This is a genomic window from Corallococcus sp. AB049A (genome assembly GCF_003668885.1).
GTDB lineage: Bacteria > Myxococcota > Myxococcia > Myxococcales > Myxococcaceae > Corallococcus > Corallococcus interemptor.
Genome location: NZ_RAWL01000202.1, coordinates 1 through 15,217 on the forward strand (window position 1 = coordinate 1; position 15,217 = coordinate 15,217).

General features: G+C 69.8%; 12 protein-coding genes and 1 pseudogene. 8 read left to right on the forward strand and 5 right to left on the reverse strand.

Features of this window, described 5'->3' with window-relative positions; genetic code table 11:
• The 5 genes and pseudogenes from D7X55_RS21570 to D7X55_RS21590 all read left to right on the forward strand — a co-directional run.
• Positions 1-183: pseudogene (locus D7X55_RS21570) on the forward strand (calcium-binding protein); the annotation flags it as partial.
• A gap of 171 nt (positions 184-354) precedes the next feature.
• Complete coding sequence (gene mtsC / locus D7X55_RS21575; protein ID WP_120549411.1) at positions 355-1,680, forward strand: cell-cell cohesion MYXO-CTERM protein MtsC; 1,326 nt, start codon at positions 355-357, stop codon at positions 1,678-1,680.
• A 37-nt stretch (positions 1,681-1,717) separates the two neighbouring features.
• Positions 1,718-3,703 carry a cell-cell cohesion protein MtsD gene (gene mtsD / locus D7X55_RS21580; protein WP_121724065.1) on the forward strand — a complete coding sequence of 662 codons (1,986 nt, stop codon included), beginning with the start codon at positions 1,718-1,720 and terminating at the stop codon, positions 3,701-3,703.
• Positions 3,700-5,490, forward strand: coding sequence for a vWA domain-containing protein (locus D7X55_RS21585; RefSeq protein WP_120549409.1), 1,791 nt, complete (start codon positions 3,700-3,702; stop codon positions 5,488-5,490). The genes mtsD and D7X55_RS21585 overlap by 4 nt, the downstream gene beginning before the upstream one ends.
• A 24-nt stretch (positions 5,491-5,514) precedes the next feature.
• The gene (locus tag D7X55_RS21590; RefSeq protein WP_121724066.1) at positions 5,515-7,821 is read left to right on the forward strand and encodes a hypothetical protein; all 2,307 of its coding nucleotides are present in this window, start codon (positions 5,515-5,517) and stop codon (positions 7,819-7,821) included.
• Positions 7,822-7,874: 53 nt separating this feature from the next.
• Here D7X55_RS21590 and D7X55_RS21595 read toward each other — a convergent pair whose 3' ends face one another.
• Positions 7,875-8,318: a hypothetical protein gene (locus tag D7X55_RS21595; protein WP_199747059.1), complete on the reverse strand. Its 444-nt coding sequence runs from the start codon at positions 8,316-8,318 to the stop codon at positions 7,875-7,877.
• Between the two features lie 79 nt (positions 8,319-8,397).
• Here D7X55_RS21595 and D7X55_RS21600 point away from each other — a divergent pair, with 79 nt between their 5' ends.
• A complete protein-coding gene (locus D7X55_RS21600) occupies positions 8,398-8,847 on the forward strand; it encodes a hypothetical protein (protein WP_199747061.1) in 450 nt (149 codons plus the stop codon).
• Between the two features lie 23 nt (positions 8,848-8,870).
• On the opposite strand, the gene D7X55_RS21605 is transcribed toward D7X55_RS21600, so the two are convergent.
• Together D7X55_RS21605 and D7X55_RS21610 are read right to left on the reverse strand one after the other, a co-directional pair.
• The gene (locus D7X55_RS21605) at positions 8,871-10,523 is read right to left on the reverse strand and encodes a GMC family oxidoreductase (protein WP_120549405.1); all 1,653 of its coding nucleotides are present in this window, start codon (positions 10,521-10,523) and stop codon (positions 8,871-8,873) included.
• Positions 10,520-11,173, reverse strand: a complete 654-nt coding sequence (locus D7X55_RS21610) for a gluconate 2-dehydrogenase subunit 3 family protein (protein WP_120549404.1) — start codon at positions 11,171-11,173, stop codon at positions 10,520-10,522. Before D7X55_RS21610 ends, D7X55_RS21605 begins: the two co-directional genes overlap by 4 nt.
• Before the next feature lie 74 nt (positions 11,174-11,247).
• On the opposite strand from D7X55_RS21610, the gene D7X55_RS21615 reads away from it, so the two are divergent.
• Together D7X55_RS21615 and D7X55_RS21620 are read left to right on the forward strand one after the other, a co-directional pair.
• Positions 11,248-12,573, forward strand: coding sequence for a hypothetical protein (locus D7X55_RS21615; protein WP_121724067.1), 1,326 nt, complete (start codon positions 11,248-11,250; stop codon positions 12,571-12,573).
• Positions 12,570-13,121: a hypothetical protein gene (locus D7X55_RS21620; protein ID WP_120549402.1), complete on the forward strand. Its 552-nt coding sequence runs from the start codon at positions 12,570-12,572 to the stop codon at positions 13,119-13,121. The genes D7X55_RS21615 and D7X55_RS21620 overlap by 4 nt, the downstream gene beginning before the upstream one ends.
• Before the next feature lie 53 nt (positions 13,122-13,174).
• Here D7X55_RS21620 and D7X55_RS21625 read toward each other — a convergent pair whose 3' ends face one another.
• Both D7X55_RS21625 and D7X55_RS21630 read right to left on the reverse strand, forming a co-directional pair.
• The gene (locus D7X55_RS21625; RefSeq protein ID WP_121724069.1) at positions 13,175-13,822 is read right to left on the reverse strand and encodes a DUF3332 domain-containing protein; all 648 of its coding nucleotides are present in this window, start codon (positions 13,820-13,822) and stop codon (positions 13,175-13,177) included.
• Positions 13,823-13,881: 59 nt separating this feature from the next.
• On the reverse strand, positions 13,882-15,217 hold a 1,336-nt coding region (locus D7X55_RS21630), incomplete at its 5' end, for a sigma 54-interacting transcriptional regulator (RefSeq protein ID WP_121724068.1).

Here is a 15,217-nt window from a genome sequence, read left to right on the forward strand (position 1 = left end):
GAGGTCATCCGCGCCGGCACCAACGAGGTCTACCTCTACCTCCAGGTGGGCCGGGACAATGATCCGCGCGGCGCCGGCGTGGGCTCGCTCTTCATCCAGGAAATCCAATACGACCCCGACACGGGCCGCACCCCCGCGGGCATGGTCCCCCTGGTCTCCGACGACTTCATCGTGGGCACCTGAGCCGGCCCGCTGTTCGTGGGGTGTCCCCCACAGTCTCAATGGGGTGTCCCCCCCACACCCATCCTGTAGCAGTCCCTTCCAGACGCATAACCCCTTGAAGTTCCTGACCCTGAAACTCCTACAGACGCGGGATCGCCTCTTGCTAGAGCGGGGGTTGTGAAAGGAGTCACCATGACTATCGGTCGCATTGCCCCCCTGTTGGCGCTGGGAGCCTTCCTGGTGCTGAGTCCCCGCACCGTGCAGGCCCAGGAGCAGAACCCGGACAACCCGGAGTGCCTCGGAGATGAGTGCGGTCGTCCCAAGGAGGAGGGCGGCGGCTGCGGTTGTGGCTGTGGCTGTTCCATCTGGGTGGCGTACACGGACGACGGCAAGACGCTGTCGTACACGGACGACGCGGACGGCGACGGCAAGGCGGACGACAAGGACAACTGCCCGTTCACGTCCAACCGCGACCAGGACGACTCGCCGGACGGCGACGGCGTCGGCTCCGCCTGTGACAACTGCCCGGGCGTGTCCAACGCCACGCAGCTGGACGGTGACGGTGACGGCATTGGCGACGCGTGCGACCCGGACGACGACAACGACGGCAAGCTGGACGGCGAGGACAACTGCCCCACCATCCCCAACGCCAACCAGGCGGACAACGACAAGGATGGCATTGGCGACGTCTGTGACGACGACGACGACAACGACGGCAAGAAGGACGGCGAGGACAACTGCCCGCTCATCGCCAATGAGAACCAGCAGCTGCCGGCGGACGTGAGCCTGTGCCGCGTGGACGCGGACGGCGACAACATCTCCGACAACCTGGACAACTGCCCCGGCCTGTCCAACCCGGACCAGAAGGACGCGGACGCGGACGGCATTGGCAACGCGTGCGACCCGGACACGGACAACGACTCCGTGCTCAACGCCCAGGACAACTGCCCGCTGGTGGCCAACCGCGACCAGGCGGATGACGACGGCGACGGCCTGGGTGACGCGTGCGACACGCGCTACTGCGTCGTCCTCAACAAGGACAACCCCAACGACTGCCTGGATCCGAAGTCGCCCTTCAGCGTGGGCACCGGCGGCGTGCTGAGCGTGGAGAAGACGGGCATGGCGGTGCGCCCGCCCCTGTTCGCCAACCGCAACGGCGCGGCCATCGAGTACACGTGGACGGTGGTGAAGCGTCCCTCCGGCTCCAACGCGGTGGTGGAGAACCCCAAGGGCGCCGTCACCTACAGCCGCCACTGGGAATACCAGTACGTGGACGGCAGCGTGCCCAACTTCAACCCGGACAAGGAAGGCGAGTACGAGCTGCAGGTGTCCACGCGCCTGGCCTTCGCGGACCGCGTGTTCCCCGACCAGCGCACCTCCGTGTCCAGCCTGTTCGTGAAGGTGGGCAAGCAGGACGCCGACGGCGGCGGCTGCACCTCGCTGCCCGCCGGTGGTAGCGCCGCGGCCCTGGGCGCTGGCGTGCTCGGCCTGCTGCTGCGCCGCCGCAAGAAGGCGTAAGAAAGAGATGTCCCCCATGCCAGGAGGTCCGCATCGCATGCGCCGTCAGTTCGTCGTCCCGCTTCTTGCGACCGGCCTCCTGGTCCTGGGTGTGCTGTCCTGTTCCGACTCGCTCCTGGAGCCGCGCGCCCAGGAGCAGTCCCAGCTGGATGACCGGCTGACGCTCACCGGCCGGGTGTGCACGCGCCCGGCGAACCCCACCGGCTTCCCGGTGAAGGTGGTGCTCGTCGTGGACGAGTCCGGCAGCATGTGCGTGTCGGATCCGCCGGGCTCGCAGGAGGGCAGCGGCTTCTGCGAGCGCACGGAGGTGCAGGCCATCATCCCGCCGGGCGTCACGGAGCCCGCGCGCGTGCGGGCGCTGAAGAACCTGGTGAACGGCTTCAAGCGCATCAACGACGCGCGCCAGGGCAACATCAGCATCGCCATTGCCCCGTTCGAAACGAACGTGAAGAACACCTGGCCGCCGGCCTCCACGGGGGACCGCTTCGCGCCGCCGGGCAACATCAACGGCTACATCGAAGGCCTCCAGTCGCAGCTGGGCAAGGGCACGGACTATCAGGGCGCGCTCAGCTACGCGTACAGCCTCATCGCCAGCGACATCGAGGCGGTGTCCCAGTCCACGCCGGAACTCTTGCCGCGCACGCGCTACGTCGTCGTGTTCCTCACGGACGGCACGCCGTACCCGCGCTGCTCCGCCAACGACGACCTGTCCGTCTACGCGGGGCCGGACACGCCGGACCTCACCTGGCGCGACTCCATCTCCAGCTTCTGCAACGCCACCAGCACCACGGACGTCATCACCGGCTTCGAGGTGGGCACGGACCGCAACCAGAACTACCAGCTCTTCAGCTACGTGCGCCGGCTGATGGAGCTCAAGACGCAGTACAACGTGGGCGACGTGCGCATGCACACGGTGCTGCTCTTCAACGAAGAGGCCGTGCGCGCCTGCGGCCCCATCTGCCAGGACATCTACGGCACCTACCCGGGCGTCCCGGAGGCGCAGTACCCGGCCGCGGCGAAGAAGATCGCCTCCTTCCTGCTCAAGCGCTTCGCGGAGATGGGCAACGGCGTCTACCAGGAGTTCAGCGACACGGCGGAGATCAGCGAGCTGGGCCTGGGCGCACTGGACTATTCGTCGTTCGCGTCGCCCAACGTGATGAAGACGCTGATGGTGGAGCCGCTGAGCTCCGCGCCAGGGGATGACGGCCGCGTGGTGGACAGCGACGGCGACGGCATCCCGGACACGCTGGACAACAGCTTCACGCTCAAGACGAACCCCTTCACCCTCGACAGTGACGGCGACTGCCTGAGCGACGGCTTCGAGTACCGGCGCCAGGACCAGGGCTTCAAGCCGGGCAACGACCTGGACGCGCGCGGCTGCGACCCGAAGTCCCCGCTGACGCCCGGCTGCGTCTGCCGCGACACGGACGGTGACGGGCTGTCGCAGTTCGCCGAGGACTACCTCAAGACGCGCCAGGGCATCGTGGACAGCGACGGCGACGGCTCGCCGGACGGGCTGGAGGCGAAGTACGGCCTCAACCCGCTCCAGTCGAGCGTGTCCGGCCTGGACACCGACGGCGACGGCGTGCCGGACGACGAGGAGCTGCGGGCTGGCAGCGACCCCACCCGGCGCGACCGGACCTTCCACGACCGGTACGGCATCCAGTACGAGGTGAAGAAGGTGGAGGGCGGCAACGACACGAACGGCGTCTGCTACGACTTCACCGTGTCCAACCTGCAGCTGGTGACGCCGCCGGACCGCTCGGGCGTGAAGCAGGGCTACAACCTGTTCAAGGTGTGGTTCGCGGAGGCGCCGGAGAGCGGCGTGGCCACGGACTACGGCGTCTGGCGCACCGCGTGCGCGTGGGCGCAGTACGCGCCGCCCAGCGTGCGCGTGCCGCTGGGGCCGGACCTGGCCATGGACGACGGTGACTTCCGCCGGCCGGATCAACTGGTGGACCCCTGGAGGACCCAGGGCAATTGCGTCGGCGTGTCGCCGTCGCAGGGAGGCGCGTCGCCGTGAGCCGCGCGGGACGTGGGTGGGCCCTGGCCCTGGTGGGATTCGCCGTGGTGGTGGCCTGCACCGATTCGTACCTCTACGACCCTCGCCGCGACACGGAGGTGCCCGCGGACCGGGCCGTGGCGCTGGACGGGCGCTTCTGCACGCTGGGCGCGAACGAAGTCGTGCGGCCCATCAAGATCATCGTCGCCATGGACGCCAGCCAGTCCATGCGCGTGAGCGACCCGGACGGCGTGCGCGCCACGGCGCTGGTGGACCTGATTGAGAACCTGCCGCAGGACGACGAGGTCTCCATCGCGGTGATGCTCTTCGCGGGCAGCACCACGGCGTTCCTCACGCAGAACCCCGGGCCGCCGCCGGAGGACGGCTTCATCCAGGTGTCGCGGCTGGACGCCACGGCGAGGGCCATCCTCACGGAGAAGCTGCTCACATTCCGCAACACGGACACGTCGCCGAACCGCGACTCGACGGACTTCGTCAAGCCGCTGTCGGACATCTACTCGCTCATCAACACGGACATCGCGCGGGCGCGGCAGCAGCCCAGCGGCAACGAGGCGCTGGCGCAGGCGCGCTACTCCGTCATCTTCCTGTCGGACGGCAAGCCCACCAACAACCAGGACGACGAGCTCATCCGCGGTGACGCGGTGGTGCGCATCCGCCAGCTGCGCGACCTGGTGGAGGACGTGCGCTTCAACACCGTGCACGTCTTCAACCCCATCCAGCCCGTGCCGTCCGTGTGCGACCTGGTGGCGGAGGACGGCGGCTTTGGCGACGGCGGCTGCCCGCTGCTCATCATCAACCAGAACGCGGACCGCCTGGAGAAGATGGCCACGCTGGGCGGCGGCAACTTCCGGGACTTCCGCAACAACGAGCCCATCAACTTCCTCAACTTCCAGTTCGGCCAGGTGCGCCGCGCCTTCATCGTGAAGGACTTCGTGGCCTCCAACTTCTCCGCGCCCCCGGGCAGCCCGCTGGACGAGGCGGACACCGACGGGGACGGCCTCACCGACGCGCGCGAGTACGAGCTGGGGACCAACCCCAACCTGCGCGACACGGACGGCGACGGCTTCAGCGACGGCGTGGAGGTGTACTTCCGCGACCGCGGCGTGCAGTTCGACCCCACCCAGGAAGTGCAGCCGGACGGCGGCGGCCTGGACAAGGGCTGCCCGCCCGCGCTGCGCGGCGTGGACACGGACTGCGACGGCCTGCTGGACTGCGACGAGCAGTTCATCGGCACCAACGCCACGCTCCAGGACAGCGACGGCGACGGCGTGCCGGACGGCATGGAGTGGCGGGGCGGCACGCAGGGCTCCAGCCAGGACATGGACGAGGACCCGGACACGGACGGCCTCACCAACCGCAGCGAGGCGCGGATGCACATGCGGCCTTTGCAGGTGGACACCGCGAACCTGGCCTCGGACGCGTACCGCTACAGCATGGAGGCGGACGGCCCGGTGGATGACCAGGGCCGCCAGTGCTACCGCTTCCGAGTGGACAACGTGCTCCTGGCGCCCACCGTCGCGATGATCGCCGACGGCGGCGTGGACGGGGGCGTGGACGCCGGCACCGTGCAGCGCGGCGCGGGCTACAACGACATCTACCTCTCCGTGTCCATGCTGCCCGCGGACGACCCCACCGCGCGCACGCTGGTGCGCACCTTCCGCGTGGACTCCGTGCGCTACCCGGTGGGCGGCATCAAGTCGCCGCCGGATGGCGTCATCCGCGTGAACCCCGAGGACTTCGTGGACGGCTGCCCCGGCGTCGCCCCGACCCTCTCGCCCGTCCCCTGACTTCTTCGCCTCCTGGATTCCCCCATGCGCCTTCGCACCCGACTGCTCCCGCTCGCGCTCCTCTTGCTGGCCGCCTGTTCCTCGGAAGGGGACGACACGCCGGACGCCGGCACGGGCGTGGTGGAGGACCTCTGCAACAGCCGCGAGGAGGCGCTGTCCAACGCGGACTGTGAGCTGAAGCCCGGCACGCCGGTGGAGCGCTTCCTGGCGCTCACGGGCGACGTGAAGGCCGGTGACGAGGACTGGTACAGCATCCGCATCCCCGCCAACGCCAACGCGCGCACGCTGGTGCACGTCACCGGCACGTACCTGGCGTCCAGCACGCCGGTGAACCTGTCCGTGTCCGTGCTGGAGAAGGACAAGAGCACCTCGCTGGTGGCGAAGTCGGACCAGCACGGCGCGGGCGCCCCGCAGCCGGTGGACATCATCCTGCCGTACGGCACGCCGGACACGCAGCTCATCGTCGTGGTGCGCGACGCGCCCACGAACCCCGCGCGCCCCAACTACGACGCGCGCAACCGCTACCGCCTCACGGTGGAGCTGTTGGAGAACCCGGACACCAACGAGCCCAACGACGTCACGCCCACGCCCATCGCGCTGTCGGCGCAGGGAGCCGTGCAGGTGGGTAACGCCCAGGGCTACCTGGCCACGGACAACGACGTGGACCGCTTCAACTTCCCGCTGACGGCGGGGAAGATCGTCTACGTGCGCCTCACCGCGCCGGACCAGGGCTTCGCGCCCAACTACCGCCTGTCCTATGAGCTCTTGCGCCCCAACGGCACGGACAAGGAGTCCGAGGGCAACGTGCGGCCCAAGGTGCACCCGGGCGTGATTGCCACCGCGCGCAAGGTGCAGGCGACGCTCGCCGGCACGTGGACGCTGGTGGTGAAGGGCTACCGGGGGACCAATGATCCGGTGCCCGCGGGCGACCTGCGCCAGCCCTACACGGTGGAGGTGCGCGTGGTGGACGAGGCGGACGCGAACGACCAGTCCAGCGGCAACGACGCCTACGCCCAGGCCTTCGCCCGGGACCTGGTGGGCTCGCCGGGCACGTCCACGTCCTTCACGGGACGGCTGGGCTACGTGGGCGACCAGGACTGGTACGCGCTGCGCCTGCCCGCGTACGCGAAGCCCAGCGTGCTGCGCTACCGCCTGGTGGAGGTGGCCACCACGCCCCGCTTCGACCCGCTGCCCGTGGAGCTGGGCAGGCTGGCGGACCGGCAGGTGCGGGTCTTCACCACGGTGAGCACGTCCATCACCGCCGAGAACCGCGCCACCTGCACCAACGACGCGGCCGTGTGCCCGCGTGACGTGCGTGAGTTCCCCGACGCGCCCTCGCTGGTGCAGACGTACTGCAACAACAAGGACGCCGTGCTGTGCCTCCAGTCGCTGCGCGAGGAGTCCGACCCGGCGCGCTTCCCCGGCCTGAGCAACTTCCAGGGCGCGCTGCCCGTGCCCACGCACACCGGGACGGCGGCGTACCACTTCGTGGTGCAGGGCGGTAACGGATGGGCGGATGACCGCGACTACCGGCTGGAGGTGTCCTGGGCGGACGACGACGCGGAGGAGGCCGCCGCCTACAGCGGGGGCGTGGAGCAGCCGCGCGCGAAGACGCTGAATGACGTGGGCGCGGGCAACCTGCCGGCGCCGGGCAGCGCGACGTTTGAAGCGAAGGGCGCGCTGTCCTACGGCCACGGCCGGCTGCGCGGCAACGACCGCGCCACGGGCCTGGGCGTGCGCGGCCCCACGGACTACGACGCGGTCCCCTCCGACACGGACACCTTCCAGTACCAGCTGCCCACGCTGAGCGCGCCGGAGGACGCGGCGTGGCTGGTGCAGTGGGACGTGGAGAACCTGCCGGATGGCGGCACGCCGCACGGGCTGGCGCTGGATTTGACCTTCTGCGACGGCAACACCACGGATGGCGGCACCCAGACGTGCACGCCGGTGACGACCACCAGCACGGGCGGCGCGCTGACGCTGGCGTACAGCTCCTCGGTGATGCGCGCGTGGCACACCTCCGCGAGCGCCCCGCTCAGCAGCTACCAGGCGCTGTACCAGCTGGAGAAGACGCCCACCACGACGCGCGTCACGGTGGCGCCCTACGCGTGCTCGTGTCTGGAGCGGCGCTTCATCAAGGGCGGCACGCTCAAGGTGGCGGTGAGCGCCACCGAGCGCACGGACTACACCCCCGTGGGCTACACGCTGCGCACCGCGTACGGCGACTATCCGCGCAGCTACACGGCGGCGGATGGTGGCTCGCCCACGTCGTGCCCCGCGCCGTCGCAGGACGGTGGCACGTGGGTGGGCGGTTGCCAGTTCACCCGGTAGCCGCGCCGGGCGGGCGGCGGGGCTTCACGCCTCCGCCGCCTCCGGGAGCGGGACTACGGCGCGGGCTTCGCGATGCCCTTGCCCTTGAGCGTCAGCTCTTGCGTCTCGCCGTTGGCGGCGTTGGACTTGAGGGTGAGCTTGCCGGTGTACTCCTGCGCGGCGGTGGGCTTGAAGGCCACTTCGATGAAGGTGCGCTTGTAGGTCTCCAGCTTCAGCGGGCCGTTCTCCGGCCAGTCCTCCGGCTTCTTCAGGGTGAAGACGCTGGGGCCGGAGATGGAGGCCTCGTTGAGCTCCAGCGTCTGGAGCCCGCGGTTCTCGATGTAGAGCGTGTTGAAGGTCGTCGCCCCCACGTAGGTCCCCGCGGAGAACTCCGTGTCGAAGCTCAGCTCCGTGCGGTCGATGAGCAGCTGCGGCGTGTTCGGCAGTTCCTCGCTCTCGTCTCCGCAGCCCGCCAGGGCGATGATGGTGAGAGGCAGCCACAGGTTGCGCATGCGCATGGACATCCACTCCTCGGTGAGGTTCAGCAGAATGTCTGGAGTTGTAACACGGAATGTCTCGCGGCTGGCGGGCGCTGTGATGGGATTGATGCTCGCCGCCTGCGGCGGCTCGCGCGAGGACTTCATCGGCGCGCGCGTGCTGGATGTCTGCAAGTCGTCCTGGCCCGTGTGCAGTGAATACGCGGGCTGCATCCTCGGACCGGAGAGCTACTCGGAGGGGCGCTTCCCCGGACGCGGGCAGGTGCTGGTGCGCGTGCCGGAGGCCTCCACCATCCAGGTGAGCTTCTATCTGGAGGAGGTGACGGCGGCGGGCGAGGAGACCGCCATCACCGTGCACGAGGAGGGCTGTCGCGCACGGCAGCGCAAGGCGTCCTCGGGCCGCGCGGCGTTGGATCAGATGGAGAAGTTCGGCGTCTTCACCCAGCAGGCGGACGTCACCGGCGTGGGTGACCACCTGGTGGAGTTCGACTCCGACATGCAGGCGCGCTACGTGGTGAAGGTGGACGTGAAGCCGCTGCGCATCCCGTAGAAACGCGCGAGCGGCGTACCGCCTCAGCCCTTGAGCGTGCGCACCAGGTGGGCCGCCACGCGGAAGCTGTTGGCCGCGATGGTGAGCGTGGACGGCACGCTGCCGCCCGTGGGCATGAAGCTGCCGTCCACCACGTAGAGGTTGGGCACCTCGTGCGCGCGGCAGTGCTTGTCCAGCACGGAGGCCGCCGGGTCGTCACCGAAGCGGCAGGTGCCGTGCTGGAGGATGGTGGTTTCGCCCTGCGTGCCCACGCGCTCGACGCTGTCCGGATCCAGGCGCAGCAGCACCTCCTCGCCGCGCTCGACGAGGAAGCGCGTGGCGGCGAAGTCCGCCGGGTGCCGGTCCAGGGTGATGGCGGCCACGGGGATGCCGTACTTGTCCTTCACGCCGGACTCCACCGTGACGGAGGTGCCGGGCGTGGGGAGGAACTCCGCGTAGACCTCGAACTCGAGGATGCGCGAGTCGCGGTACGCGCGCATGCGGTCCTTCAATTCCTTGCCGAAGACGCCGGACTTGCCGCTGCCCGCCAGGCCCACCGCCGCGTAGATGGGGTTGGGGTGCGCCCACATGAAGCCCAGCGTGCCGCCCTTGCGGAAGCCGTGGCGTGCGTCCGGCATCACGTAGAAGTCCTGGAGGCTGCGGTTGACGAAGGGCGCCGGGTCCGTGAGCCACGGCCGCGCGGCCTTCTGCTTCGACACCCGGAAGTGTGCCCGCGAGCCACCGAAGGAGCTGAAGAGGAGGTTCTTGCCGACGAGCCCGTTGCCGTTGGCGAGCCCGTTGGGGAAGCGGCTGGAGGTGGAGTTGAGGAGCAGGCGCGCGCTCTCCACCGCGGTGGCGGAGGCGATGATGACCTTCGCGGGCTGCTCCTGCGCGACGCCGTCCTTGTCCAGGTACACCACGCTCTTCGCGCGGCCCTGCCGGTCCACTTCGATGGAGCGCGCCATGCAGCCCGGGCGCACCTCCACGTTGCCGGTGGCGATGGCGTTGGGGATGAGGCTCGCGAGCGTGCTGCTCTTGGCGCCCGTCTCACAGCCGTAGCTGCCGCACAGCGCGCAGTAGGCGCACGGCGAGCGGCCCTTGTAGGCCTTGCTGATGATGCCGCGCGCGGTGGGCAGCGCGTGCCAGCCCATGCCCGCGCACGCCTTGTCGATTTCGGACGCCACCGGGTGCACGTCCAGCGGCGGCAGCGGGTAGGGGCCGCTGCGGGGCTCCGCGAAGGGGTGGGGGACGGCCTGGCCGGACACGCCCAGCTCCGCTTCCGCCTTGTCGTAGAAGGGGGCCAGCTCCTCGTAGGAGATGGGCCAGTCCGCCACGGTGCTGCCGGGCACGGCGCCCAGCGTGGAGCGCAGGCGGAAGTCCACCGGCTTGAGGCGGTAGAAGAAGCCGCTCATGTGCACGGTGCCGCCGCCCACGCAGTTGGCGGTCCACGCGGCGTTGCTGCGCTCGTAGCGGCCCTTGGCGCCCTGGCGCACCAGGTGCGGCTCCTCCCACGGCAGCGGCATGAAGAAGTTGCGGCGGCTGTTGAGGATCTCGTCGTGGACGAAGTCCTTGGGCTGGTAGTGGCGGCCCTTCTCCAGCACCACGACCTTGAAGCCCGCGCGGCCCAGCTCCAGCGCCAGCGGCGCACCGCCCGCGCCGCTGCCCACGATGCACACGTCCACGGAAGGAAGGCTCACGGGTGGTGGCCTCCGCACTCGCGCAGGCACCTGGGACCGTCGTAGCCCTCGGGCGGCGCCATGGCGAGCGTGCCCACGGTGTCGAAGCCCATCAGGCGCCAGCCCACGCGGCCCTTGTTGCCGCCGTAGGACGGGTCGCCCAGGAAGCCCTCCAGGCTGAGCGTCATCAAGAGCTCGAAGAAGTGGGCCTCGCCGCTGCCGGCCGGGCTGTCCTTGAAGATGGCGAGCAGTTCGTCCTGCTGGGCGGGCGTGGCCTGCGCGAAGCCCTTCTGGAACATGCGCTGCGCGCGGCGCTCCAGCGCGGACAGGCCCTGGAGGAAGTCGCGGTGCATGGACTCCAGCCCCTGCGTCTCCAGGATGTGGTCGATGTAGAGCGCCACGTCCGCGTCCTGGGCACCGGGGTCCTCGTCGCGGGGGAGGAGCCGCTCGGTGGCCGCGGCGACGACGGCGTACTCGAAGGCGGAGAAGGTGCGCAGCGTCTGTCCGGCGGCGGTGGTGCCGGTGGGCTCCGCGGGCTTGGGCGCTTCCGCTTCCTTCGAACGTTTACACGCAGCGCCGCCCAGCAGCACCACACCGCCGCCGAAGAAGGTGAGCCGCTGGATGAAGGTGCGCCGGGACAGCTTCGGGGGGAGCGAACGCGCGCGAGCCATGACATGCGAGCCTAGCCCAGGTGCCCTAGGATGGCGCACTCAACTGGGCCGATTGGACCAAGGAGAAGAACCGCATGAAACGGCACGCGTGGATACTGGGAGCGGCGCTCGCGCTGGGATGTGGCGGCGGCAAGCCGGCCAACCCGGACGCGGGCCCGAAGCCGCAGGACGATGGCGGAACGACGGATACGCCCTTCGTGCGGCTGACGGTGGACACGGGGCCGACCGAGCTGCATCGCATCTCCTCCATCGCCATGGCGGTGGGCCCCGATGACCGCATCGGCATCGCGTACTTCGTGAAGGTGAACGACAAGGACTTCGAGCTGCGCTACCGCGAGGTGAAGGACGGTCAGGTGCAGGCGAACGCGGAGACCATCCGGACCGTGCAGCTCGTGTATGGCGTTTCGCTGGCCTTCGCCGCGAACGGCCAGCCCGCGGTGAGCTACCTGGGCGGAGGGAGTGACGGCACCGTCCTCTGGCTCCAGAGCGACCTGGCGGTGGCATACCGCGCCGCCAACGGGACGTGGACGGAGCAGGTGGCCGTGCGCCTGAGCAACGAGGCCCCCGCCAACGTCGTCAGTGACTCGGGCAAAATCGTGGGACTCGATCCCGCGCTGGTGTTCAACGGGAACGAGGCGCTCGTCGCCTACCGGGATGTGCACAACGGGCAGTTCCCCCAGCAGGACTGGAACGCCAGCGACGCGGAGCTGGCTTTCGGAGGCCCCACGTCGTGGCAGCACCAGATGGTGGCCGCGGGCGGCGACGGCGCGGATGAGAAACCCGCATACGGGGGACACCTGGACATGGTGCTGGCGGACGGTCAGCCGGCACTGGTGTTCGATCAGGCTCTCAATGCCGCCGACGCCCCGGGACAGAATGTGTTCTTCCAGCGCCGCGGAGCGGACGGAAAGACCTGGACGCCGCCGAGGAAGATCCAGTCGGTAGGCAACACGATGCTGGGCGCGTCGCTGGCATATGACCCGGCGGTGGGATTCGGCATCGCGGTGGTGGACCGCTCGGATAACAAGCTCACGTACATTTCGTGCGATGGCAAGACGGGCACGCAGTGCGCGGTGGCCGGGGACTGGTCGCTGCCGGACCCCGTCTACCAGACGGGCTCGGGCGGCTGGTACCCGTCGCTCGCGTTCGACCCGAAGACGCACGACCCGTCCATCGCGTTCCACATCTGCTCGCTGGAGCCCGGGCGCAACGAGGGCGGCTGCTCGCCTTCGGACGACGCGCTTGTCATCTCCACGCGCGTCGAGGACCAGTGGCGCGAGGTGACGGTGGACACGGCGGGCGGCTGGTCGCCCAAACTGGCCTTCCTGTCCACGGGAAAGCGCGTGGTGCTCTACCGCGTGCCGACGACGGGCGTCCTGACGCTGGCGGTGGAGCGGTGAGCCTCGCGGGACGCGCCCTGGCGGCGCTGGGGCTCGCGGGCCTGCTCTCTGGCGCGGGCGCCATCGCGTGCCGGGGAGACAACGAGCTGTCGGGCAGCGTGTCGGAGCTGTTCACGGTGAGCGACGTGTCGCGCGTGGAGATCCGCCGCAACCCGGAGGCGCTCCAGGTGAGCTACTTCCGCAACAACGGCCTGGACGTGGACCTGGTCGCGCGGCTCACCGTGGACACGGAAGGCGTGGACCTGAAGCCGGGCACGAAGGTGCAGCTCGGCGGCACCACGCCCTCCGGACGCGACCGTGCGTCGGTGGTGCACGTGGCCGCGGGAGAGCCCGCGCGCGTCTTCACCCAGGTGGAGCGCGGCGACCTGGTGCTCGACGAGGGCGGCAACCCGGGTGAAGTCACGCGGGGTGACTTCTCCCTGTCGTTCAAGAAGGGCGACGGCTACGGCGCGGGGCGCAACATCGAGGGGACGTTCAACTCCCTGGCGCTCGACGCGGGCTTCGGCCCGGACCTGGGCGACGTGGTGGGCGACGAGCCCTCGCCCTGAATCACCCCGGGGCTTCCGGTGACACACGCGCCGGAAGCCCCAGGTTCTTGCCTTTACGGAGTGCAGGCGTCGAGCGTGGCCAGGCCCTGGGTGAGCTGTCCCTGGTGCGTGGCGAACCCAGCGAGCGCCGGAGCGCCGCCGTCCAGGAAGAGCTGGCGCGCGGTGTCCACGGCGTCCCGTGCGTGCACCGTCACGGTGGAGCCGCTGGCGTCCGTCACCTTCACCGCGCCGTCCGACTGACCCTGCGCGCGGATGAGCAGGGCGCCCGCTTCGTCGCGCGCGACCATGCCGTCCTCCAGCGGTTCGAAGTAGCGCACCACCGGCGCCTGGCCTTCGCGCTGGAGCTCCAGGCGCATGACGCCGGACTCCACGTCGCGGGACATCTTCAGGGTGTCGGTGGGGCTGAGCTTCACGATGCGCGTGTTGGGGTCTTCGCCCTCCACGCTGCTCACCGGGTTGCTGCCGGTCCAGAACTCGATGCTGTTGACGACGAGCGCGTCCACCAGCGTGCCGATTTCATAGACAGGCACGACGACGAACACGAGGAACACCAGCCACTGGACGAACTTGTTGCCGGAGATGCCCTTGTTGAACTGCCAGATCTTCGTCGTGAGCTTGAACGAGCCGAAGCAGCCCGTCGCATGCATCATCAGGACACCCGCGCACAACACACCGAGCCAGCGGGACGGACGCAACTTCATGAAGCCCTCCTGGGGGATGGGGGACCGCGCGAAAGCGGCCGCCACCATGCCACAAGGGCTCAGTCCGGCTCGCTCTGAACGAGCCCGTACTTGTGCAAGAGCGAATAGAGGTGCTTGCGGTCCAGCTCCGCCTCGCGGGCGGCGCGGGCGATGTTGCCCCGGGCGCGGCCCAACAGGCGCGTGAGGTACTCGCGCTCGAAGGCGCGGACGAGCTCGTCCTTGCAGACCTTGAAGGGCCCGGTGAACTCCACCGGCAGGAAGTCCCCGGCGGGGGCGGGCACGTCGCGGGTGAACTCGCGCAGGAGGTTCTCTCCGGCGAGTCCCGGGATGTCCACCATGTGCCGGGCGCGCTCCAGGGCGTTGCGCAGCTCGCGCACGTTGCCCGGCCAGGTGTGCCCCAGGAACTGCTCTTGAATCTTCTCCGGCAGCCGGGGCCACAGGCCCTCACCGGCGAAGGCCTCCACGAGCAGCGGGATGTCCTCCTTGCGGTCGCGCAGGGGCGGCAGGCTGACGGTGAAGACAGACAGGCGGAAGTAGAGGTCCTCGCGGAAGCGGCCCGCCTGCGTCTCCGACCACAGGTCCTTCTTGCTGGCCACGACGATGCGCGCGTCGAAGGTGATGGGCGAGGACGAGCCCAGGCGGCGGAACTCGCGGTCCTCGATGGCGCGCAGCAGCTTGGGCTGCAGGTCCAGGGCGAGGTCGTCGATTTCGTCCAGGAAGAGGGTGCCGCCGTGGGCGCGCTCCAGGCACCCGATGCGCTGGCCCACCGCGCCGGTGAAGGCGCCCTTCTCGTGGCCGAAGAGTTCGGACTCGATGAGCGAGTCGGACACGCTGGCGCAGTCGAAGACGACCAGGGGCCCGGCCGCGCGGGGGCTCAACTTGTGGATGGCCTTGGCGCCCGCGCCCTTGCCGGAGCCCGTCTCGCCCACGAGCAGCACGGTGGAGTCCGTGGGGGCGATGCGCTGGAGCAGCGCGAAGATCTGCCGCATGGGCACGCTGCGGCCCACGAGGTCCCCCAGCCGGTCCTCGACGGTGGGCTCCACCTGCACGGGGGCCATCTGCGGGCTGAAGCGCAGGCGCACGTCGCCGACTTCCAGCAGGGCGCCGGGGCGCAGGTAGGCCTCGCGCACCTGGGCGCCGTCGAGGAAGGTGCCGTTGGTGGAGCCCAGGTCCTGGACGAGGAAGCGGTCACCCTGGCGGCGCACGACCAGGTGGTTGCGGCTGACGGTGGGGTGGTCGATGACGACGTCGTTGTCGGTGGACTTGCCGACGCGCAGGTCCTCCGTGGCGAGCGGGTACACGGTGCCCGCGCGCTCGGTGTCCAGCAGCACCAGGTGGAAGCGCTGCGCGGACAGCCGTTCTCCCTGCGCCCGCGCGGCGACGACGGTGTGCGTG

What these genes read in the sequence shown, in the direction of transcription:
- mtsC (WP_120549411.1), top strand. Translation starts at nt 355, where the DNA reads ATGACTATCGGTCGCATTGCCCCCCTGTTGGCGCTGGGAGCCTTCCTG.
- mtsD (WP_121724065.1), top strand. Translation starts at nt 1,718, where the DNA reads ATGCGCCGTCAGTTCGTCGTCCCGCTTCTTGCGACCGGCCTCCTGGTC.
- D7X55_RS21590 (WP_121724066.1), top strand. Translation starts at nt 5,515, where the DNA reads ATGCGCCTTCGCACCCGACTGCTCCCGCTCGCGCTCCTCTTGCTGGCC.
- D7X55_RS21595 (WP_199747059.1), bottom strand. Translation starts at nt 8,318, where the DNA reads ATGCGCATGCGCAACCTGTGGCTGCCTCTCACCATCATCGCCCTGGCG.
- D7X55_RS21600 (WP_199747061.1), top strand. Translation starts at nt 8,398, where the DNA reads ATGGGATTGATGCTCGCCGCCTGCGGCGGCTCGCGCGAGGACTTCATC.
- D7X55_RS21610 (WP_120549404.1), bottom strand. Translation starts at nt 11,173, where the DNA reads ATGGCTCGCGCGCGTTCGCTCCCCCCGAAGCTGTCCCGGCGCACCTTC.
- D7X55_RS21615 (WP_121724067.1), top strand. Translation starts at nt 11,248, where the DNA reads ATGAAACGGCACGCGTGGATACTGGGAGCGGCGCTCGCGCTGGGATGT.
- D7X55_RS21625 (WP_121724069.1), bottom strand. Translation starts at nt 13,822, where the DNA reads ATGAAGTTGCGTCCGTCCCGCTGGCTCGGTGTGTTGTGCGCGGGTGTC.